The 18,777-nt window shown below is 68.9% G+C and carries 15 protein-coding genes; 5 read left to right on the top strand and 10 right to left on the bottom strand.

The window, feature by feature from the left end; genetic code table 11:
- Nucleotides 1-15: 15 nt before the first annotated feature.
- Together ACZ5ZX_RS29030 and ACZ5ZX_RS29025 are read right to left on the bottom strand one after the other, a co-directional pair.
- Complete coding sequence (locus tag ACZ5ZX_RS29030) at nt 16-1,071, bottom strand: FUSC family protein (protein ID WP_465505145.1); 1,056 nt, start codon at nt 1,069-1,071, stop codon at nt 16-18.
- The gene (locus ACZ5ZX_RS29025; RefSeq protein WP_465505144.1) at nt 1,071-2,435 is read right to left on the bottom strand and encodes an aldehyde dehydrogenase family protein; all 1,365 of its coding nucleotides are present in this window, start codon (nt 2,433-2,435) and stop codon (nt 1,071-1,073) included. The genes ACZ5ZX_RS29030 and ACZ5ZX_RS29025 overlap by 1 nt, the downstream gene beginning before the upstream one ends.
- A 128-nt stretch (nt 2,436-2,563) precedes the next feature.
- Here ACZ5ZX_RS29025 and ACZ5ZX_RS29020 point away from each other — a divergent pair, with 128 nt between their 5' ends.
- The 3 genes from ACZ5ZX_RS29020 to ACZ5ZX_RS29010 are packed head-to-tail and all read left to right on the top strand — an operon-like array spanning nt 2,564 to nt 7,249.
- A complete protein-coding gene (locus ACZ5ZX_RS29020; protein WP_465505143.1) occupies nt 2,564-4,669 on the top strand; it encodes a catalase in 2,106 nt (701 codons plus the stop codon).
- Nucleotides 4,670-4,721: 52 nt separating this feature from the next.
- Complete coding sequence (locus ACZ5ZX_RS29015) at nt 4,722-6,209, top strand: HAD-IIIA family hydrolase (protein WP_465505142.1); 1,488 nt, start codon at nt 4,722-4,724, stop codon at nt 6,207-6,209.
- Nucleotides 6,206-7,249: a glycosyltransferase family 9 protein gene (locus ACZ5ZX_RS29010; protein ID WP_465505141.1), complete on the top strand. Its 1,044-nt coding sequence runs from the start codon at nt 6,206-6,208 to the stop codon at nt 7,247-7,249. Before ACZ5ZX_RS29015 ends, ACZ5ZX_RS29010 begins: the two co-directional genes overlap by 4 nt.
- Here the strand turns inward: ACZ5ZX_RS29010 and ACZ5ZX_RS29005 are convergent.
- From ACZ5ZX_RS29005 to ACZ5ZX_RS28970, 8 genes are all read right to left on the bottom strand, one after another.
- Nucleotides 7,212-8,066 (bottom strand): SDR family oxidoreductase, encoded by an 855-nt coding sequence (locus ACZ5ZX_RS29005; RefSeq protein WP_465505140.1) that lies wholly within the window; start codon nt 8,064-8,066, stop codon nt 7,212-7,214. The genes ACZ5ZX_RS29010 and ACZ5ZX_RS29005 overlap by 38 nt on opposite strands.
- Nucleotides 8,067-8,552: 486 nt before the next feature.
- Nucleotides 8,553-9,566 (bottom strand): TauD/TfdA family dioxygenase, encoded by a 1,014-nt coding sequence (locus ACZ5ZX_RS29000; protein WP_465505139.1) that lies wholly within the window; start codon nt 9,564-9,566, stop codon nt 8,553-8,555.
- A gap of 6 nt (nt 9,567-9,572) precedes the next feature.
- Nucleotides 9,573-10,994: a cation:proton antiporter domain-containing protein gene (locus ACZ5ZX_RS28995; RefSeq protein ID WP_465505138.1), complete on the bottom strand. Its 1,422-nt coding sequence runs from the start codon at nt 10,992-10,994 to the stop codon at nt 9,573-9,575.
- A gap of 9 nt (nt 10,995-11,003) precedes the next feature.
- A complete protein-coding gene (gene ddaH / locus ACZ5ZX_RS28990) occupies nt 11,004-11,828 on the bottom strand; it encodes a dimethylargininase (protein WP_465505168.1) in 825 nt (274 codons plus the stop codon).
- 68 nt (nt 11,829-11,896) lie between these two features.
- Nucleotides 11,897-13,150: an ATP-grasp domain-containing protein gene (locus ACZ5ZX_RS28985; protein ID WP_465505137.1), complete on the bottom strand. Its 1,254-nt coding sequence runs from the start codon at nt 13,148-13,150 to the stop codon at nt 11,897-11,899.
- Nucleotides 13,147-14,304 carry an NAD(P)/FAD-dependent oxidoreductase gene (locus ACZ5ZX_RS28980; RefSeq protein ID WP_465505136.1) on the bottom strand — a complete coding sequence of 386 codons (1,158 nt, stop codon included), beginning with the start codon at nt 14,302-14,304 and terminating at the stop codon, nt 13,147-13,149. Before ACZ5ZX_RS28980 ends, ACZ5ZX_RS28985 begins: the two co-directional genes overlap by 4 nt.
- A gap of 102 nt (nt 14,305-14,406) precedes the next feature.
- Nucleotides 14,407-15,975, bottom strand: coding sequence for a carbamoyltransferase C-terminal domain-containing protein (locus ACZ5ZX_RS28975; RefSeq protein WP_465505135.1), 1,569 nt, complete (start codon nt 15,973-15,975; stop codon nt 14,407-14,409).
- An 87-nt stretch (nt 15,976-16,062) separates the two neighbouring features.
- Nucleotides 16,063-17,529 (bottom strand): NB-ARC domain-containing protein, encoded by a 1,467-nt coding sequence (locus ACZ5ZX_RS28970; RefSeq protein ID WP_465505134.1) that lies wholly within the window; start codon nt 17,527-17,529, stop codon nt 16,063-16,065.
- Nucleotides 17,530-17,716: 187 nt separating this feature from the next.
- On the opposite strand from ACZ5ZX_RS28970, the gene ACZ5ZX_RS28965 reads away from it, so the two are divergent.
- Both ACZ5ZX_RS28965 and ACZ5ZX_RS28960 read left to right on the top strand, forming a co-directional pair.
- Nucleotides 17,717-18,424 (top strand): hypothetical protein, encoded by a 708-nt coding sequence (locus ACZ5ZX_RS28965; RefSeq protein WP_465505133.1) that lies wholly within the window; start codon nt 17,717-17,719, stop codon nt 18,422-18,424.
- Nucleotides 18,408-18,758: an MmcQ/YjbR family DNA-binding protein gene (locus tag ACZ5ZX_RS28960; protein ID WP_044850723.1), complete on the top strand. Its 351-nt coding sequence runs from the start codon at nt 18,408-18,410 to the stop codon at nt 18,756-18,758. The genes ACZ5ZX_RS28965 and ACZ5ZX_RS28960 overlap by 17 nt, the downstream gene beginning before the upstream one ends.
- Nucleotides 18,759-18,777 lie beyond the last annotated feature (19 nt).

The following is an 18,777-nucleotide window of genomic DNA, read 5'->3' as shown; positions in this document are numbered from 1 at the left end:
CACCGTGGACGCGGCTTAATCCGCCTCCAGGCGCTGGACCAGGCGGCGGGCGGGCAAGGCCAGCGCGCCGAGCCCGATCGACGTCGTGACCTCGTCCGTGGGAGTGACGAGCAGGCGATCGAGTTCCTCGACCAGGCCGCGGCACCGGCTCTGCTTCTCCGAGTCACCCGATCGGGCCACCTCCGCGAGCGTTTCGAGCAGCTCTCCGATCACTCCGCGCGAGGACTCCCCCGGAGGCTGGAACGGCTGCTCGCCCTGGGCGGCTTCGCTCACCGCGTCGATCAGCTGGGCGAGCGGCGGCCACAGCGAGACGAGATTCGCCAGCGGCTCTTCCCGCGCCTCGCGCCCTCGGCGGAGGTTCAGGTACCGGCTCTCCTGGGTCCAGCCGATCGCCTCGTCCGCCTCCGCGACGAGACTGCGGACGTCACGCATGCGTTCCTGAAGCCGGTCGGCCGCTTCGGGCTCCTCACCGCCGCGGACCAGTTCCGCGGTCTCCTCGAGGACCTCCCCGATCGCCGAAGCGAGCCGGGAGGTCGCCGTCCGCAGCCGTTCCCCGTGCAGTGGCGGCAGGACGACCGCGTTCAGCACCGCGCCGATCGCCGCGCCCAGCGCCGTTTCCAGCAACCGGTCGGCGAGCAGGACGGGTTCGGTCGCGCTGCCGTAGGAGATCAGCAGCATGCCGGTGATCCCGACCCAGACCCCCGAATCGCCGAACGCCGGCCACGAGCCGATCAGCAGACCCGCGAAGACGACGACTCCGAGAGCCACCGTCATCGAGGGGATCAGCTGCCCCGCCGCGGCCGCCAGCAGCACTCCCACACTGACCGCGCCGACCTGTTGCGCCCAGCCGCGGAGGGACCGGTAAACGGTGGCCTGCACCAGGAACACGGCCGCGTAGGGCGCGAGAAAGGGTTGCGGCAGCCGCAGGACCGCCGTCGCGACGATCCACGCGATCACGGCCGCCGCCGTGGCTTTCGTGATCTGGACGAGGCTTCGCCGTTCCTCCCCCGGGACGCGGATCGCCCGGCCGAGCCAGGCGATCGGTGCCGTCCACCGGCTTCTGACGGCCATCACACGCCCGGGGGCCCGAGGTGAACCACCTTCGTCTGCGTCATCTCGTCGAGCAGTTCGGGGCCATAGCCGTACCCGCTCCCGCTGGCGCCCCGCGGATGCGCGGCCCCGCCGGGTGCGCCGCCGAAGACATTGTTGATCTTGACCGTCCCGACCGGGAGTTCGCGCCAGGCCCGCTGCGCGTGCGTCATCGACGAGGTGAGCACCGTGGCGGCGAGACCGTACTCGTCGCTGGCCGCCTGGCTGAGCGCCTGGTCGAAATCGGCCACCACCCGCACGGGCGCGACCGGGCCGAAGGTCTCCTCGGCGAAGACCCGCATCCCAGGAGTGCAGCCGGTGAGCACGGTCGCCGGGTAGAAGGCGCCGGGACCGTTCGGCAGGTTGCCGCCGATCAGCGGTTCCGCACCCTGCGCGAGCGCCTCAGCCACGTGGCCGTGCACGCGATCACGATGCCGCCGGTCGACGAGCGGGGCCAGCTCGCGTGTGCCGGCTTCGGCCACCAGCGCGCTGAGAAAGGCGTCGGCGATGTCTTGATGGACATAGATCCGCTCGACGGAAACGCAGATCTGTCCCGAGTTGGCGAAGGCCCCTGTCGCGGCTTGTGCGGCCGCCCAGCGCGGGTCCACGTCGGCGTCGACGACGAGCGGGTCGTTGCCGCCGTTCTCCAGCAGCACCTTGGCCCCCGTCCTCGCCGCGCTCTCGGCGATCGAGCGGCCCGCCGCCGTGCTTCCGACGTGCGCGACGACGTCCACGTCGGGGTGGGCGGCGAGTTCGGCGCCGACGCTCCCGTCGCCCTGCAGCGTCTGGAGTACCCCTTGCGGCAGCGCCTGGGACAGCAGGCCACCGAGCCAGGAACCGGTGTACGGGCAGCGCTCGCTGGGCTTGTGCACCACCGTGTTCCCGGTCACCAGCGCGGCTCCGAGCAGGCCACAGGCCACCGCCACGGGATCGTTCCACGGGGTCAGCGCCGCCACCACGCCTCGGGGTTCCGGCACCATCAAGTCGGTCGCCCTCGGGTCACCGAGCAGGGATTTGCCCCGGTGCACCGGGCCCAATTCGGCGTACTGCTCCAGCGTCCCTGCCCCGGCCAGGACACCTTCCTCCGCTTCGGCCCGGGGTTTCCCGGTCTCACTCTCGATGAGGACGGCGAGTTCGCCCGCCCGGTCGCGCAGCAGGCGGGCCGCGTCCTTCACCGCGGCCCCGCGTTCCGCGGCGGGGGTCGCCGCCCATGCGGACCCCTCGCGCCGGGCCGTGGTGAGCACGGCCTGAACAGCGTCGGGGGTCGCACATTTGACGCTCCCGACGAGGCTGTCGTCGGCCGGGTTGCGGATTTCGAGCACGGCCGTCCGGTCCGTTGCCGGCATTCGCACCTCCTTCGAAGTCTTTGCGAACGGTTACCCCGAACGAGCGTTCCGACACCTCGTATGTGCCGTTTACCGGATCCGCGTACGGGTAGCCGTCCGGAAAGACCACCACCGAGAAGGGCGGGCCCGTGGCACAGCACCGAGAGGACGCGAAGGACGAGCAGCTGCAGGGAAGCCGGGTGGACCCGCGGGATTCCGTTCTGACCACCCAGCAGGGTGTCCGGGTCGACCACACGAACGACTCGCTGACCGCCGGGAGCCGCGGTCCGACCCTGCTGGAGGATTTCCACGCCCGCGAGAAGATCACGCACTTCGACCACGAGCGCATCCCCGAACGGGTCGTCCACGCGCGCGGCGCGGGCGCCTACGGATACTTCGAGGCCTACGACGACTCCCTGGCGGATTACACGGTCGCGGAGTTCCTCACCTGCGGGGAGAAGATCCCCGTGTTCGTGCGCTTCTCCACCGTCGCCGGTTCACGCGGCTCGGCCGACACCGTTCGCGACGTCCGCGGGTTCGCGACGAAGTTCTACACCCGGCAAGGCAACTACGATCTGGTCGGCAACAACATGCCGGTGTTCTTCATCCAGGACGGCATCAAGTTCCCCGATTTCGTGCACGCGGTCAAACCCGAGCCGCACAACGAGATCCCCCAGGCACAGTCGGCGCACGACACGTTCTGGGATTTCGTCTCCCTGCAGCCGGAAAGCCTGCACATGGTGCTCTGGCTGATGTCCGATCGCGCGCTGCCACGCAGTTATCGCATGATGCAAGGCTTCGGCGTGCACACCTTCCGCCTGGTCGACGCCGATGGCGTGGGCACCTTCGTGAAATTCCACTGGAAGCCGGTCCTCGGCACGCATTCCCTGATCTGGGACGAATGCCAGAAGATCGCCGGGAAGGATCCCGACTTCAACCGGCGCGATCTGTGGGACGCCATCGAGGCCGGGCAGTACCCGGAATGGGAACTGGGCGTGCAGCTCGTCGACGAGGACGCCGAACACGACTTCGACTTCGACCTGCTGGACCCGACGAAGCTCATCCCCGAGGAGCAGGTGCCCGTCCAGCCGGTCGGTCGGATGGTGCTGGACCGCAACCCCGACGACTTCTTCGCCGAGACCGAGCAGATCGCCTTCCACACCGCGAACGTCGTGCCCGGGATCGACTTCACCAACGACCCGCTGCTGCAGGCACGGAACTTCTCCTACCTCGACACGCAGCTGATCCGGCTCGGTGGCCCCAACTTCGCCCAGCTGCCGGTGAACCGGCCGATCGCGCGGGTGCACACGAACCAGCGTGACGGCCATGGGCAGCAGAACGTCCACAAGGGACGGACGAGCTACTTCCCCAACTCGCTCGGCGGCGGCTGCCCGGCGATCGCCGACTCCGGTGTGTTCAAGCACTACACCGAGGCCGTGGCCGGGCACAAGATCCGGGAACGCAGCGAGAGTTTCAAGGATTTCTACAGCCAGGCGACGTTGTTCTGGAACAGCATGAGCGCCGTCGAGCGCGAGCACATCGTCGCGGCGTTCCGGTTCGAACTCGGCAAGGTGGAGGACCGCGAGATCCGGGCGAGGACGGTCACCGAGCTCAACAACGTCGATCACGACCTGGCCGCCCGGGTGGCCGAAGGGGTCGGCGTCAGCGCACCCGCCGCTCCCGCCACGCCGCACCATGACCGCACTTCACCCGCGCTCTCACAGCTGAATCAGCCGACCGGGGACCCCACCAGCCGGAAGGTCGCCGTGCTCGCCGCGGACGGTGTCGACACGGTCGGCGTCGGTCGTCTCGTCGAAGCCCTGACCGGACAGGGCGCGATCGTCGAGGTGCTGGCGCCCACCGAAGCAGAGCTCCGACCGGGCGGCGAAGGGAATCCCCTGCGGCCCGACCGGCAGCTGAACACCATGGCCTCGGTGCTCTACGACGCCGTCGTCGTCCCGTGCGGGCCCGGGGCGATCAACATCCTGGAACGCGATGGCTACGCGGTGCACTTCGTCGCCGAGGCCTACAAACACGGTAAGCCGGTGGCGGGTTTCGGTTCGGGCCTGGACCTGCTTCGCCGTGCCGGAGTGACGGCGAAACTGGCCGACGACGCCGAAACCCTGATCGACCAAGGCGTCGTGACCACCACCTCGGCCGAGCAGACCATCCCGGACGGCTTCTTCGCGTCGTTCCTCGCGCAACTGGGCGAACACCGCTCCTGGCTGCGGAAGACCGACTCGATTCCGGCCTAGCACACGGGGATCCGGCGCGTTTGCGCCCAGCGTACCCGGGTATCGGAAGAGTGTGACCCACTTGGATTACACCATCGTCATCCCGACCACCGGCCGGGAGAATCTCCATACGCTCCTGGCCGGTATCGAAGCCGCCGGGGAACCGCGACCGGCGCGGATCATCGTGGCCGACGACCGGCCCGGCGGTGCCGACCTGAAGCCGCCGCCGTGCACGCCGGAGGTCGAGGTGATCCGCACCGGCGGCCGCGGTCCCGCCGCGGCGCGCAACGCCGGGTGGCGGCGGGCGACGACCGAGTGGATCGCCTTCCTCGACGACGATGTGCTGGTCGGCTCGGACTGGCCGCGGAAACTCGCCGAGGACCTTCTTCCGCTCGGGCCGGACACCGCGGCGTCCCAGGCCCGGCTCGTCGTGCCACTGCCCCCGGACCGCCGTCCGACCGATGACGAACGCGGGACCGCCGGTCTGGAGACGGCGAGGTGGATCACCGCGGACATGGCCTATCGGCGGACGGTGCTGGCCGAGGTCGGCGGTTTCGACGAACGCTTTCCCCGCGCCTACCGCGAAGACTCGGACCTGGGGTTGAACGTCGCCAAGGCGGGCTACCTCATCGCGAAGGGCGAACGGGTCACCACCCATCCGCCCAAGCGGTCGGGCCCGCTGGCCAGCCTGCGTGCCCAGCGCGGCAACGCCGACGACGCGCTCATGCGGCGCAAGCACGGTGTCCTCTGGCGTCAGCAGACCGCCGCGGGCCACGGACGGCTCGAACGGCACGCACTGGCCACGGCGAGCGCGGTGAGCGCAGCCGCGCTGTTCGCGGTGGGACGGCGTAAGGCCGCCGCCGCGGCGGCCGGGGTGTGGGCGGGGCTGACCGCCGAGTTCGCCGCCCGCCGGATCGCACCGGGGCCGCTCACGCCCGGCGAGATCTCGCGCATGCTCGTGACCAGCGTGCTCATCCCGCCCGCGGCCTGCTACCACCGGCTTCGCGGCGAACTGCGCCATCGGCTGTCCCGGCGGCCGCAAGCGGTGTTGTTCGACCGGGACGACACCCTCATCTTCGACGTGCCCTACCTCGACGATCCCGACGGCGTCCGTCCCGTGCCCGGCGCCAAGGAGCTCGTGCACAGCGTGCGGAGCGCGGGTATCCGCGTCGGCGTGGTCAGCAACCAGTCCGGAGTGGCGAAAGGCCTGATCACGCCGGAACGGCTGGCCGCGGTGAACGCCCGCGTCGAGGAGGCGCTCGGGCCGTTCGACACCTGGCAGGTCTGCGTGCACGACGACGGCGACGGCTGTCCCTGCCGGAAACCCGCGCCCGGCATGGTGCGTCAGGCCGCCGAAGCGCTCGGCGTGGACGTCCGCCGGTGCGTGGTCATCGGCGACACCGGCGCCGACGTCGACGCGGCGCTCGCCGCCGGAGCCCGCGGGATCCTGATCCCGACCGCGCGTACCCGGCCCGAAGAGGTGGTCCGGGCCCGCCGCCGCGCGACCGTCGCCCGCGATCTCGCGGAAGCCGTCCATCTGGCCGTCGCGGATGGCCGATGAGGGGGACGGTGCTGGTCGCGAGGATGGACAACCTCGGCGACGTATTGCTCGCCGGTCCTTGTGTCCGCGCGGTGGCTGCCGGGGCCGAACGCGTCGTCCTGCTGACCGGTCCCAGGGGCCGGGCGGCGGGTGCACTGCTGCCCGGTGTCGACGAGGTCGTCACCTGGTGCGCGCCGTGGATCGACCCCGAACCCCCGCCGGTGACCCGCGAGGACATCGAGGGGCTCGTCCGGCGGTTGCGCGGGCTGTCCCTCGACGCGGCACTGGTGCTCACGTCCTTCCATCAGTCTCCGCTCCCGCTGGCACTGGTGCTGCGGATGGCGGGCGTGCCCTGGATCGGCGCGATCTGCGAGGACTATCCGGGTTCGCTGCTGGACCTGCGGCATCACGTGCCCGGTGATCCGCCGGAACCGGTCCGGATGCTCTCGCTCGCCCAGCAGGCCGGGTTTTCCTTGCCGTCGGAAGACGACGGCGGTCTCGCGCTTCGCGAACCGCTGCCTCCGGTGGACGACTTGCTCGAATCCGAAGCGGTCGAGGACGGCTACGTCGTCGTCCATCCCGCAGCGTCGGTTCCGGCCCGCCAGCCCTCCGCCGGACGTTCCGCCGCGATCGTCCGGGCACTCCAGGACGCCGGGCGGCGCGTCGTCGTCACCGGTTCGCCGTCGGAACGCGGCCTGACCCGGGAAGTCGCCGGGGACGCCCTCGACCTGGGCGGGCGCACTACGCTGCCCGAGCTGGCGGCCGTGCTCGCCGGCGCGGACGTGGTCGTCGCGCCCAACACCGGAACCGCCCACCTCGCGGCCGCCGTCAGGACTCCGGTGGTCTCCCTGTTCGCCCCGGTCGTCCCCGCGGCACGCTGGGCGCCGTACGGCGTGCCGACCGCGCTGCTGGGCGATCAGCACGCCGCGTGCCGGGACAGCCGGGCCCGGATCTGCCCGGTACCCGGCCACCCTTGCCTCGACCGCGTGCCGCCCGAAGACGTCGTCGAGGCGGTGGACCGGCTCAGCCGGGCGTCGTCTCGCCTCCGAGTGCCGCGATGACCTCACCGCTGTAGTACGACGAAAGCCGGTTGGAGGCCAGGAAGACGTACGAGGGCGCGAGGTCGTCGGGATGGGCCGCCCGCTCGAACGGCACCTGGAGGCCGAACTTCTCCACCTTCTCGGGCGGGAACGTCGACGGGATCAGCGGGGTCCACACCGGACCCGGCGCGACGCAGTTGATCCGGACGCCGCGGTCGGCCAGTGCCTGCGCCATCGCGTAGGTCCAGGCGTGCACGGCGCCCTTGGTCGCGGAGTAGTCGATGAGGGACTTGTTGCCGCGCAAGCCGTTGACCGAGCCGGTATTGATGATCACCGAGCCCTTCTGCAGATGCGGCAGCGCGGCGTTCGTCACCCGGAAGTAACTGTGGATGTTCACGTCGAAGGTGTGGGTCCACTGTTCGTCGGTGAGCTCTTCCGGCGAATCGACCGGCCACTGGGTGGCGATATTGTTGACCAGGATGTCGAGTCCGCCGAGTTCGTTCACGGTCCGGTCGACGATCTCGCGGCACCGCGCCGCCTCGGCGAGGTCGCCCGGCAGAAGCAGGCATTCGCGGCCCTCGGCCCGGACGCGTTCCTCGGTGTACTTCGCGTCTTCGTGCTCGTTGAGGTAGGCGATCGCGACGTCGGCGCCCTCCTTCGCGAAGGCGATCGCGACCGCCCGGCCGATCCCCGAGTCACCGCCGGTGATGAGGGCGCGCTTGCCGCTCAGCAGGCCACGGCCCTCGTAATCCGCCATGGAGTCACGCGGCTGCGGGTCCATCTTCGACGTCACGCCCGGCGGGTCCTGCTGCTGCGGCGGTCGTAACTTGTCGGCCATCGGGGCTCCCTCCGGTCGGGTTGTGGATCTTCCCCGAGCGGTTACCCGGGCCGGCGCGGTTCTGAACATGGGCGCGGTCGCCAGCGAGCCGCATGTGGCGGTCACAAAGTCCGCTCGAGAAGCCTTCGGCCGGGCGCTCGTCAGTAGCGATGGTGGTTGCACCTGAGGCTGGTGTGTCTAAGGGGACTTTTGTGGTGGCGTCTTTGCGCGTGAAGGCCCCCTTCCCTCGGCTGAGCCGAGGGAAGGGGGCCTTCACGCGCAGCCGATATAACTGCTGATGCGGCCGAGCGGGGAAGATTCCGGCCGTTGCGTGTCCCGGATCTTCCGTTGCTCAAGGGGCGAGACCGGGCGACGATGCCCGCGGAACCACCCTCGTCCAGGTCAGGCGTAGGCCAAGTCCGTGAAGGCCTCCTTCCCTACTTTCAGGGTAGGGAAGGAGGCCTTCACGGACCGGGCCGGTAACGAGGCAAGGCACCCGGCCTGCCGTCAGTGCACCCGCCGGTCCCCGTCCTTGCCCCGGTACCGGATCGTCCACAGGCTGCGCCGGATGTAGGTGCGCTGCAGCCACCGGTCCCGCCCGTTGTGCCGCGCGAAGAACTGCGACCGCGCGTGCAGCCCCTTCCGGTTGTTGATCAGCAGTGCCGTCCCGGGCTCCAGTTTGACCTGGTGCGCGACCTCGCGGCAGACCCGCTGCAGTTCCTCCAGCGCCTGCTCCGCCTCGACGGTCTCCCCCACCACGCCGTTGGCCGAGACCGACACCTCCGGCGAATCCGACGGCCCGGAGATGATGGGCACGAGGTCGGACAGCACGTCAGCCCCCTTGGCCACGTCGCGCACGTAACTGCCGGGCGCGTTGAGCCGGAAGAGGGGACGGCGCAGAACGTCCAGTACCCGAGGGTCGAGGGCGGCGGAGATGTCCCGGCCGTCGGCGTAGTAGGTGACGGCCTCCTTGTTCCCGTCCTGCCGCACACAGTTCAGCACCAGGAAGTCCGGATTGGACACGTCGTACCGGCCGAGGTCGTCGTGCACGATGTCGTTGTGGAAGTTCAGGAACACGTGTGAGCTCTGGTTCGTCTGGCTGCGCGCCCCGGCCGAGACCGGGACGACGTCGTGCACGAGTCGCCCGCTCTTCTCGGTGGTGAACCCGACGGGCTCGCCGAGCAGCTGGCTCAGTCCCAAAAGGACGGTTTCGGCGACGAACGTCTTCTTGTCCTTGCTGGGTTCCCCGTCGACCGGCGTCTCCGGCAGTTCCGGATCCACCGGCAGGTTGCGCACGAGCGCGACGCCGGGGGTGTCGACGTGCCTGCCGAAGTCCAGGATCGTCTGCAGCTGGTCGATGGGCAGCCGCGAGAAGGCCACCCGCAGCATCGCCAGCGAACGGTCGATGTCGTCGACGGGATTCGGGAAGGTCCGCAACTCGCTTCCGATGGTCTCGCGGACCTCGTCGGCGAGCACGATCTCGGCGAAGGTGCTGACTAGGGTTTCCTGCTTGCTGGTCATGGCGTCCTATCTACTTTCCGCCGCCGCTGGACCGGCGGACTTCTCTTCGTCCCTTGCGGACTTCTTCCCGAATCTGGCGATCAGGGCGAGCGCGGGAGCGGTGGCGACCGTCGAGACCAGCGTCATGATCACGAGCATCGCGAACACCGTCGGGCTGATCACCTTCAACTGGAGACCGACGTTGAGCACCACCAGCTCGGTCAGCCCCCGGCAGTTCATCAGCGCCCCGAGCGACAGCGAATCGCGCCAGCCGACGCCGGTCAGCCGCGCGGCGGTGGTGCTGCCGACCCATTTGCCGAACACCGCCACCGCCGTGATCAGCGCGCACCACGCCCACAGGCTCGCCTCGCCCAGCAAGCCGAACTGCGTCCGCAGACCGGTGTAGGCGAAGAAGAGCGGCAACAACAGGGTCACCGTGACACTGCCCAATTTGCCCGCCGCGCGGCTCACCACCGGATCCTTGCGCGGCGCGACCACGCCGAACAGGAACGCGCCGAAGATCGGGTGGATGCCGATCTCCTCGGTCGCCAGCGCCGACAGCATGATCCCCGCGAGCAGGATCGCCAGCACCGCCGTTTCGGGGACCCGCGGCAGCCCTTTCGCGAGCACCGGGCGGACCACGTAGACCATCACCAGGACGAAGACCAGGGTCAGCGCGATGGTGAGGAAGACCTCGGTACCCGATCCGCCCTGGCTGAGCGCGATCACGACGGCCAGCAGGCACCACGCCGCGACGTCGTCGACGGCCGCGCAGGTCAGCGCGAGCGCGCCCAATGTGGTCTTCGCGATCCCGCGATCGGTCAGGATCCTCGCCAGTACGGGAAAGGCGGTCACGCTCATCGACACCGCGATGAACAATCCGAAGCTCAGGAATCCGACGTCACCGCCGAAGACCGGATACAGCCCCAAGGCCAGCACGATGCCCGAAACCATCGGCAGCGCGATGCTCACCTGGCTCACCGTCACCGCGGTGAACCCCCGCCGCCGCACCGCGTCGAGGTCGATCTCCGAGCCGACCAGGTACATGAAGAAGATCAGTCCCAGCTGGGCGAGGATGTTGATGATGGAGACCACGTTGCCGGGGAACAGCCAGGCGAACCCGGCGGGCCAGAGCCACCCGAGCAGGGACGGCCCCAGCAGGACACCGGCGACGATCTCACCGATGACCGCGGGCTGGCCGAGCCGTCGCGCGGCCAGCCCGGCCAGATGACACGCGGCCAGGATCACCGGAAGCGCCACGAGCAGGCGCGGATACGGATCCGTCCCGCCCGGTGCGGCCGTGGCAGCCGCGACGTGGCCCTGATCGTAAGCCGAGCCGAGCCCGAGCACCACGATCACGACCACGAGCGGGACAGCGACCAGCACGGCGCCTGTCAGTACTCGCCGGACGGTGAGCGTCCGGCGGGTTTCCGGCTGCGCGGACTCCATCTGTTCTCCTTATCCCGCACGCAGTTCCAGCGTGCAGCATTTGACGCTGCCGCCCGCCTTGAGCAATTCGGACAGATCCGCGCCGATCGGTTCGAAACCGTGTTCGCGCAGCTGGGCGGTCAGCCCGGTGGCCGCCTGCGGGAGCACGACGTGCTTGCCGTCGGACACGGCGTTGAGGCCGAACACGGCGGCGTCGCGTTCGGACGCCAGGATCGCGTCTGGGTACAGCTCCTTCAGCACCATGAGACTGTCTTCGGAGAACGCCTCCGGGTAGTACATGACCGTCTCGTCGTCAAGGACGGCGAGCGCGGTGTCGAGGTGGTAGTACCGCGGGTCGATCAACGTCAGCCCGATCACCGGGCGGCCGAAGAACTCACGGGACTCGTTGTGCGCCTCCGGGTTCGTGCGGAACCCGGTCCCGGCGAGGATCTTCTGCCCGGCGACGAGGTAGTCGCCCTCCCCCTCGTTGACCCACTGCGCCTGCCGCACGTAGCGGTATCCGTTGGCGCGGAACCACTCCAGGTACGCCTCGGACTCGCCACACCGCTGCGTGTGCTGGAATCGCGCGACGAGTACCTGTCCGTCGACCACGGTCGCGCCGTTGGCCGCGAACACCATGTCGGGCAGTCCCGGCAGCGGGTCGAGCAGATCGACGCGGTGTCCCAGATCGACATACAGATCGTGCAGCCACTCCCACTGGGCGATGGCCAGTTCGGTGTAGGTGGGCTTCTTCGGGTCCATCCAGGGGTTGATCGAGTACTCGACGTCGAAGTACGTCGGTCTGACCATCAGGTAGTGCCTTGGGGTGGCTGTACGTGACACGCTGTCCTCCACGCGGTTTTGGGCGTCTTCCACCGCCGAGCCCTGGGTAAGGGCCCGGGTTCGTCGAACGGGATTCGGTGCTACTTCTGGGTTTCGGAGAGTTTGACCTCGATCTTCCCGGCCAGATCGTTCGCGTTGCGCATGGCTTCGTCGAAGGTCGAGCCGAGCGCGCCGATGCCGCCGAAGATGTTGTTGCCGAGCGGCGGCCGCTTGATCAGGTCACCCGGCTTCGCGAAGATCTTGAGGTAGTACAGGGATTCCGACTCGCTCACCGCCGGCGGGACCTCGATCGAGGAGATCACGCCGCCAGGGCAGATCAGGCACATCGCGGCGGTGTGCACCCCGGTCGGGCTGAAGTGGTGGACGTCCGGCCGCACGCCGCGGGAGACGTCCATGAGTCCCTTGATGGGGTCGTAGCCCGCCGAAAGCCGCGCCATATGGTCCAGCCCGCCGCCGCCGGGACGGACGGCGATCTCCAGCAGGTACGGTCTACCCTGATGGAACCGGACCTCGGCGTGCAAGGCGCCGCGCGTGAGCCCTTGCGCCCGCACCCCGGCCGTCACGACGGCATGCACCTCCGCCACCTGTTCGGCGGTGAGCGACGTCGGAGCGTGGTGCACGTCGTCGTCGAAGGTCTCGCCCTCCGACGTGACTCTGTCCACAATGGATCCAAGGTAGACCTCGTCGTCCCACGCGAGAGCCTCGATGAGATGTTCGTGACCGTCCAAGAAGGACTCGACGAGCAGGCCGTGCGGGCCGAGGTCCAGCCCTTCGGCCTCCATGTTGTACCAGCTCATGTTGTCGATCCCGGCCTGAGCCTGCGCGTAGCGCTCCCGCATCTTCTCCTCGTCGTCGACGCGGAAGACGAAGTTGCTCGCCGCGCCGAGCGTCGGCTTCAGGATCACCGGGTAACCGAAGTCCTCGGCCGCCCGCAGAGCCGCGTCGACGTCCTCGACGAACCGGAAGTCCGGATGCGCGGCGCCACCTTTCTCGTGCGCCTGCCGCATGATCAGCTTGTTCCGGCTCGTGCGCGCCGCGTCGACGCCGATCCCGGGCAGCCCGAGCGCTTCGGCGACGGCGGCGACCAGGACCACGCCGGATTCGGAGAAGGTGAGGACCCCGTCGAAGGCTTCCTCGGCGTGCCAAGCCTTCGCGTGCCGGATCAGGTCGTCGAGGTGGTTGCTGCCGGCGATCCGGTAGCGCTCCCGCGGCCAGAGGTCTTCCGTGCCGATGCCGTTGAGGACGTACAGCACGCCGCCGAAGTCCTCGATCTGCTGGTACCGGGGCAGGTAGTAGTAGGAGTTCTGGCTGGCTTCCAGCGCGAGCAGTTTCACGACACACCTCGTAGGGCAGGGCGGGTTGGGTGGACGCCGGACGCGCGCACGAGCGGCCGGTCGAGCGGTTCGAGTCCGGTCGGGGCCGGATCCGCGCCGGTCAGGCGCGCGGCGAGGGACCTGGCGATCAGCGGGGCGAACTTGAAGGACGAGCCGCCGCACGCCGCGTAGGAAAGGACCCGGTCGCCGAGGATGGCGAGCATCGGACCGAGGGTGGAACGCCGGGCAAGGTAGTGGCAGTCCCGGGTGTCGATCAGCCAATCCCGGCGGAAACCCGGGATCAGCGCGGCGAACGTGTCGATCAGGTGCTCACGCCACCACGACGGCGCGGCACCGCCGCCGACCTCGTCGACGATCCGGCAGGCACTGGCGGCGCTGAGCTTCAACGGCGTCCCGGCGACCGGCGGGACCAGCCACGCGCCGCCGGGGGTGCCGAGCGAGGTGATCGCCGGGGTCGCCGCCCACACGGCGGCGTCGGCGGGCGGCACATCGCAGTAGAGCATCGTCTGCCGGTGCAGTACGAGCTCCCTGGACAGCTCGGGGGCCAGCAGGTCACGCGACCACGGCCCCGCGGCGAGCAGGACCGCGTCGCCGCGGAGGAGCTCGCCGTCGGCCAGCCGCACCTCGGCCCGGTCGGCGTCGACCCCGACGACCTTGCGATGCGGATGGAGTTCCGCGTGCGCGTGCCAGCGCAGCCAGCCGGCGCAGGCCGCCAGTACCCGATCGGCGAGCAGGACCCCGGCGTGGGACTCGAAGACCGCACCCGTGCCGGGGACGAACCCCGCGTGCGGGAACCGGGTGGCGAGGTCGTCGGCGCCGAACACCTCGGCACGGGAGCCCGCCGCGGTCAGCAGGTTCCGCGCGGCGGTCGCCTGGTCCGCCGGAAGCGCGGTGAGCGCGCCGACCTGTTCGTAGAACTCCGTGGTCAGCAGCTGTTCGAGCTCGATCCACGCGTGATGTGCGCTGACGGCGGCCGCCGTGGTGGCCAGGTCGCCGGGATGCAGCGCGCGCAGCACGCGGTGGCGATCGAACGAAGTGGCGCCGGAGAACGGGATGTCGGCCTGGTCGGCGACGATCACCTCGTGCCCGGCCGACACGCACTCGACGGCGGTCAGCAGCGCGATGACGCCACCGCCCGCGAGCACGACTCGCATGGCCTTCCCCTCGGTGTCGGTGGTTCGAGTGGGCGCGACGGGATGCCCGGACGCCGCCACTGGGCAGGCGGCGTCCGGGTCTTGCCCCCGTCGGGCAAGAAATCAGGACTGGCGCGGGGTCACGAACGTGTCGTTGATGACGTAGCCGTCGAGGCCGTACGTCTCCCCGTACTCGATGAGATCACTGGTGCGGTTGAGGAAACCGCGCCCGTTGTTGTTCAGCGAGGTGTTGCACAGGACGCTGAACCCGGTCTGCTCGCGGAACGCCTCGAGCAGATCCGTGATGCCGGCGTTGCGTTCCCGCGTCACCGTCTGGGTGCGCGCGGTACCGTCGACGTGCGTGATGGCCTTCAATTCGTCGGAGGTGACGTGGTTGAAGTACAGCATGTACGGATCCTCCACCGAGCCGACGAACCACTTCGGCGCGTCCGACTCCAGCGCGATCGGCGCGATCGGGCGGTAGTCCTCGCGGCGCTTGATCTTGTTGAGCCGCACGGTGGTGTCCACGGTGAACGGCGCGGCCAGAATGGACCGGTTGCCCAGTGCCCGCGGGCCCATCTCGTACCGGCCCCGCGCCCAGCCGATGATGTTGCCGTCCTTGAGGTATTTCGCGACCTCGCTCGCCACCAGCGGCCGCGTCTCGTACTTGGCCGGATCCGGGACGACGTCCTCGACGAAGTTCTCCCCCGCGTAGACGTCCCATTCGATGGTCGCCTGCCCGGTGTAGAACCACTGCGCGTCGATGGCCGTGCCCAGCGCGGAACCGCTGTCGTTCGGGCAAGGCGGCACGAACACCGAGGAGAACAGGCCGCTCTCCCGCCACAACCGGTTCCAGTCGCAGTTCAGCCCGCAGCCGCCGGAGATCAGCAGCGGCAGGCCTTCGGTCAGGTTCTTCTCGGCGTAGTCGTGGAACCGGTTGAAGATCGCCTGCGAGTGCTTGGCCGCCGCGTTGCGGTACTCCTGCGACCAGACCCCGGCGTTGTACAGATGGGACCAGGACATTTCCTCTTTGGACAGACCGAGGATGATGCCGTCGCGGTCGAGGATGAAGTCGATGGTCTTCTGCTCGTCGGGCGTGAGCGGGCCGGGTTCGGCGAACCCGGTCAGCGCCATCTGCTTGCCGGCGTCGTTGAACCGGAACTTTCCCTTGCCGAGCGGGAAACCCGGATCCGCCAGCGCGAAGAGATAGGCGTATTTCGCGCCGGGGTCGGTCAGCACGTGCTGCAGGTGAGTGGCCTCACCGCGCTCGTCGATGCGGTAGAAGTCCCCGATGTTGCCTTCCCACACCAGGGAGTAGTACGCCTGGCCGGGTGCCGCGGGAGCCATTCCCAGCGAGGTGTAGATGTGCGAGCGCTCGTGGGTCGAGGAGAAGTAGCGCACGTCCTTGCCGAAGAACTTGCCCGCCTCGTCGGAGATCGCACCCTCGCCGACACCGAAGTATCCGGTGCGGGACGGGGGTTCCACCGAGAACTCACCCTTGACCCAGCCACCGAGCGCCACCACGTCAGGTTGCCTGTCGAGCATCCCCGCCGCTCGCGCCATCAGCTCGCCGGTGATCCGGTCGTAACGCGGGTAGTTGTCCTTTTCCGACTCCAGCGCGAACAGCAGCTTGCCGTCCTCGATCGCCACGATCCCGCCATCGTGACCCTCTTTCATGGACAGAATCAGCATTGTGTCACCGAATTTCGCTCGCCTTCATTCGTCGACTCATTCAAGCCGCGCCGCCCGTTGACCGGAAGCTCCGCGCGGGGAGAACAATCAACCTTCCGACGAGCTGCCCGGCAGGGTGCGCACGGCCTCGTGCCGCAACGACTCGAACGCGTTCTTCCGCGCCCGGCGGCCCACCATCGGGACCGCGGCGGCGAGCGGGTTCGGCTCCCGCTGCCGCTCGGCGGCGAACGCGCTGACCAACCGGGAGACCGCGTACCGGCCGGCGACGGTGGCGCGCTGGATAAGTCCGGCGTCCACCACGGATTCGAGGAGTTCGTCCGCGGTCTCGATCATGATGCCCATCGCCGCGGCGACCCCGATCGACGTCGCCCAGCCCGCCCCGCTCTGCCCGAAGTGGTGGATGGCCTCCCGCCCGGCCGGCGAAAGATGTTCGTACGCCGAGGTGAACCGGTCCCGGACGTTGACGTCACCCACACTGAGGCTGTCCATGAGGCGTTCGCGATCCGCGAGCTGGCCCGCCGTGTACGCGATCGCCCATTCCGGACGCGCGGCGATCTTGCGGCCGACGATGTTGATCGCCAGCGGCAGATCACCGCACAGGTCGGCGATCGCGTCGGTCGCGTCGTGTTCGGCGTGGACCCGGTGCGCCCCGGCGATCCGCCCGATCAACGCCAGCGATTCGTTGCGGGTGAACGTATCCAGCTCGACACGGTTCGTGTCCTCCAGTCCGAGCAGCCGGGCGCGGCTGGTCACCACGACCTGGCTGTGCGTGGCCTGACCCAGCAACGGCCGTACCTGACCTTCGTCACTGACCCCCGCGAGCAACACGAACAACCTGCGTTCGGCGAGCAAGGACCGGTACAGGCCGATGCGCTGCATCGGGTCGTCGGGCACGAGATGCGCCGGCACCCCGAGCGCGCGCAGGAAACCCCGCACGATCCCGTTGGCCGACCGGCCGCCGGTTCCGCTGTTGCTCAGATCGGCGTAAAGCTGACCGTCGGGGAAGTCGACGGCGACCTCTTCGGCCAGCCGCAGAGCGAAGGCCGTTTTGCCGACCCCGATCGGACCACTGACGACCAGTGGCGCCTTGACCGGGCCGGTGGCCCTGATCATCCGGGTGGCCTCGGCCAGATTCCTTTCCCTGCCGACGAAAGTCCTCGATCCCATCGGCAGCTGGGCCGGACGGGCCAGGTGGATGACGCCGGATGCCAGTGCGTGCGGGCCATCCGCCGTAATCTCGGGTGGTGGTGGTGCGGGCGCGCGCTCCTCGCGCGCTTCGACGCCGCCTCCCGTTTGCCCGGCGACGCTCCGCCAACGCCGTTCCCACGCGGCGCGGTCTCCCCCGCACGCGGAGACGAACGCCAGTGTCACGGCGAGGGTGGGCAACCGGTGGCCGCTCGCCGCGCTGGACAGCACGGAAGGCGCGAACAGCGCCGTCCTCGCGAGTTCCCGGTAGCTCGGGTTTCCCGCCCGGTTCCGTAACACCCGCAGATCATGAGCGAATGCGGCGATCGGACCAGTGGAACCATCCAACGGTCGCTCGGGTCTGCCCATGCCATCTCCTCCCCTGGATGGGGCAACGCGATCGCGCTGCGTGACCAACATCCTTGTGGCCTTCCTGGCCACAACCCTAAAGGACCAATGAACCATGCAGCAGATACAAATAGGTGACTCAATGTACAAAGTCCAATAGTTGGACGCGGAAATTCACCTGCTTGGTGGCACCGGATAGGGTTCCTCCATGTCCAGCCCCCTCCCGCCTCTCGCGGAACTCCGACGCGCCGCCGAAGTCTTCAACGGGTTCGCGAATGCCGACACCTCTTGGCTTCGGCTCTTGAAAGCCGTACCCGTTCGAAACGGGCTCTCCGCGATCGACCTGTCACAGCCCGCACATCGCACAATTCTTCTTCGCTGGTTGAACTCGTGGGGTTGCCGTATCCGGTATCCGCGCGAAGGCGAGCCCACCCCCTTCGACGACGGAATCCGGGCCTGGTGGGAAACCTGGGGTACCGCCCTGCCGGACGCCGATCTCGCCCACCTGACGGACGCGGGGATCGACACCGCCGCGAAGGCGTACGCGGACCTCTCCGGCGTCGTCGTCTCAGCGGGAAGGACGAGGCGCACCCTCGGCCCGACCGCGGCCGCCAAGGCACTGTATGCGTTGCGGCCCAACACCATCATGCCGTGGGATGCCGCCATCGCGGCCGCGCTCCACGGCGCGAGGGACGGCGCCGCGTTCGGCAGGCACCTGCGGCTCGGCCGCGAGTGGGCCGGCGCCGTGCTCGCGGAGGCGGACTCGAACGGCGACGGTATTTCTGCCCTGGTGGGCAGACCGGTGTCGTTGGCGAAGATCCTCGACGAATATCTTTACGTCACCATCACCATGGGCGCCGTGGGTGACTGGGGAACGGACAGCGGAGAATGGTGGAAAAATGGTAACCGGGGATGACGTCAGAAAGATCGCTTCGGAGCTGCCCCGCGCGTATGAGGCACTGGTCCGGGACCGGGTGAAGTTCCGCGTGGGGCGAATCGTGTTCCTTTCGCTCTCACCTGACGAAACCGTACTGGGATTCGGCTATCCCAAAGAGGAGCGGGAAGCGCTCGTGGCGGGCGAACCGGACAAGTTCATGATGCCGATCGCGTCCGATATGCGCTATCAGTGGGTCCGCGTCCGACTGTCCGCGATCGATTACGAAGAGTTACGAGAGCTGATCGTCGACTCCTGGCGAATGTGCGTGCCGAAGAAGGTCTGGGCGGAATACCTCGAAAAGAACCCGCGGTGACAAGCCTTTCGACGTGAGC

This window comes from Amycolatopsis sp. NPDC033938 (genome assembly GCF_055575975.1).
This window is presented reverse-complemented; position numbering and strand designations above follow the sequence as displayed.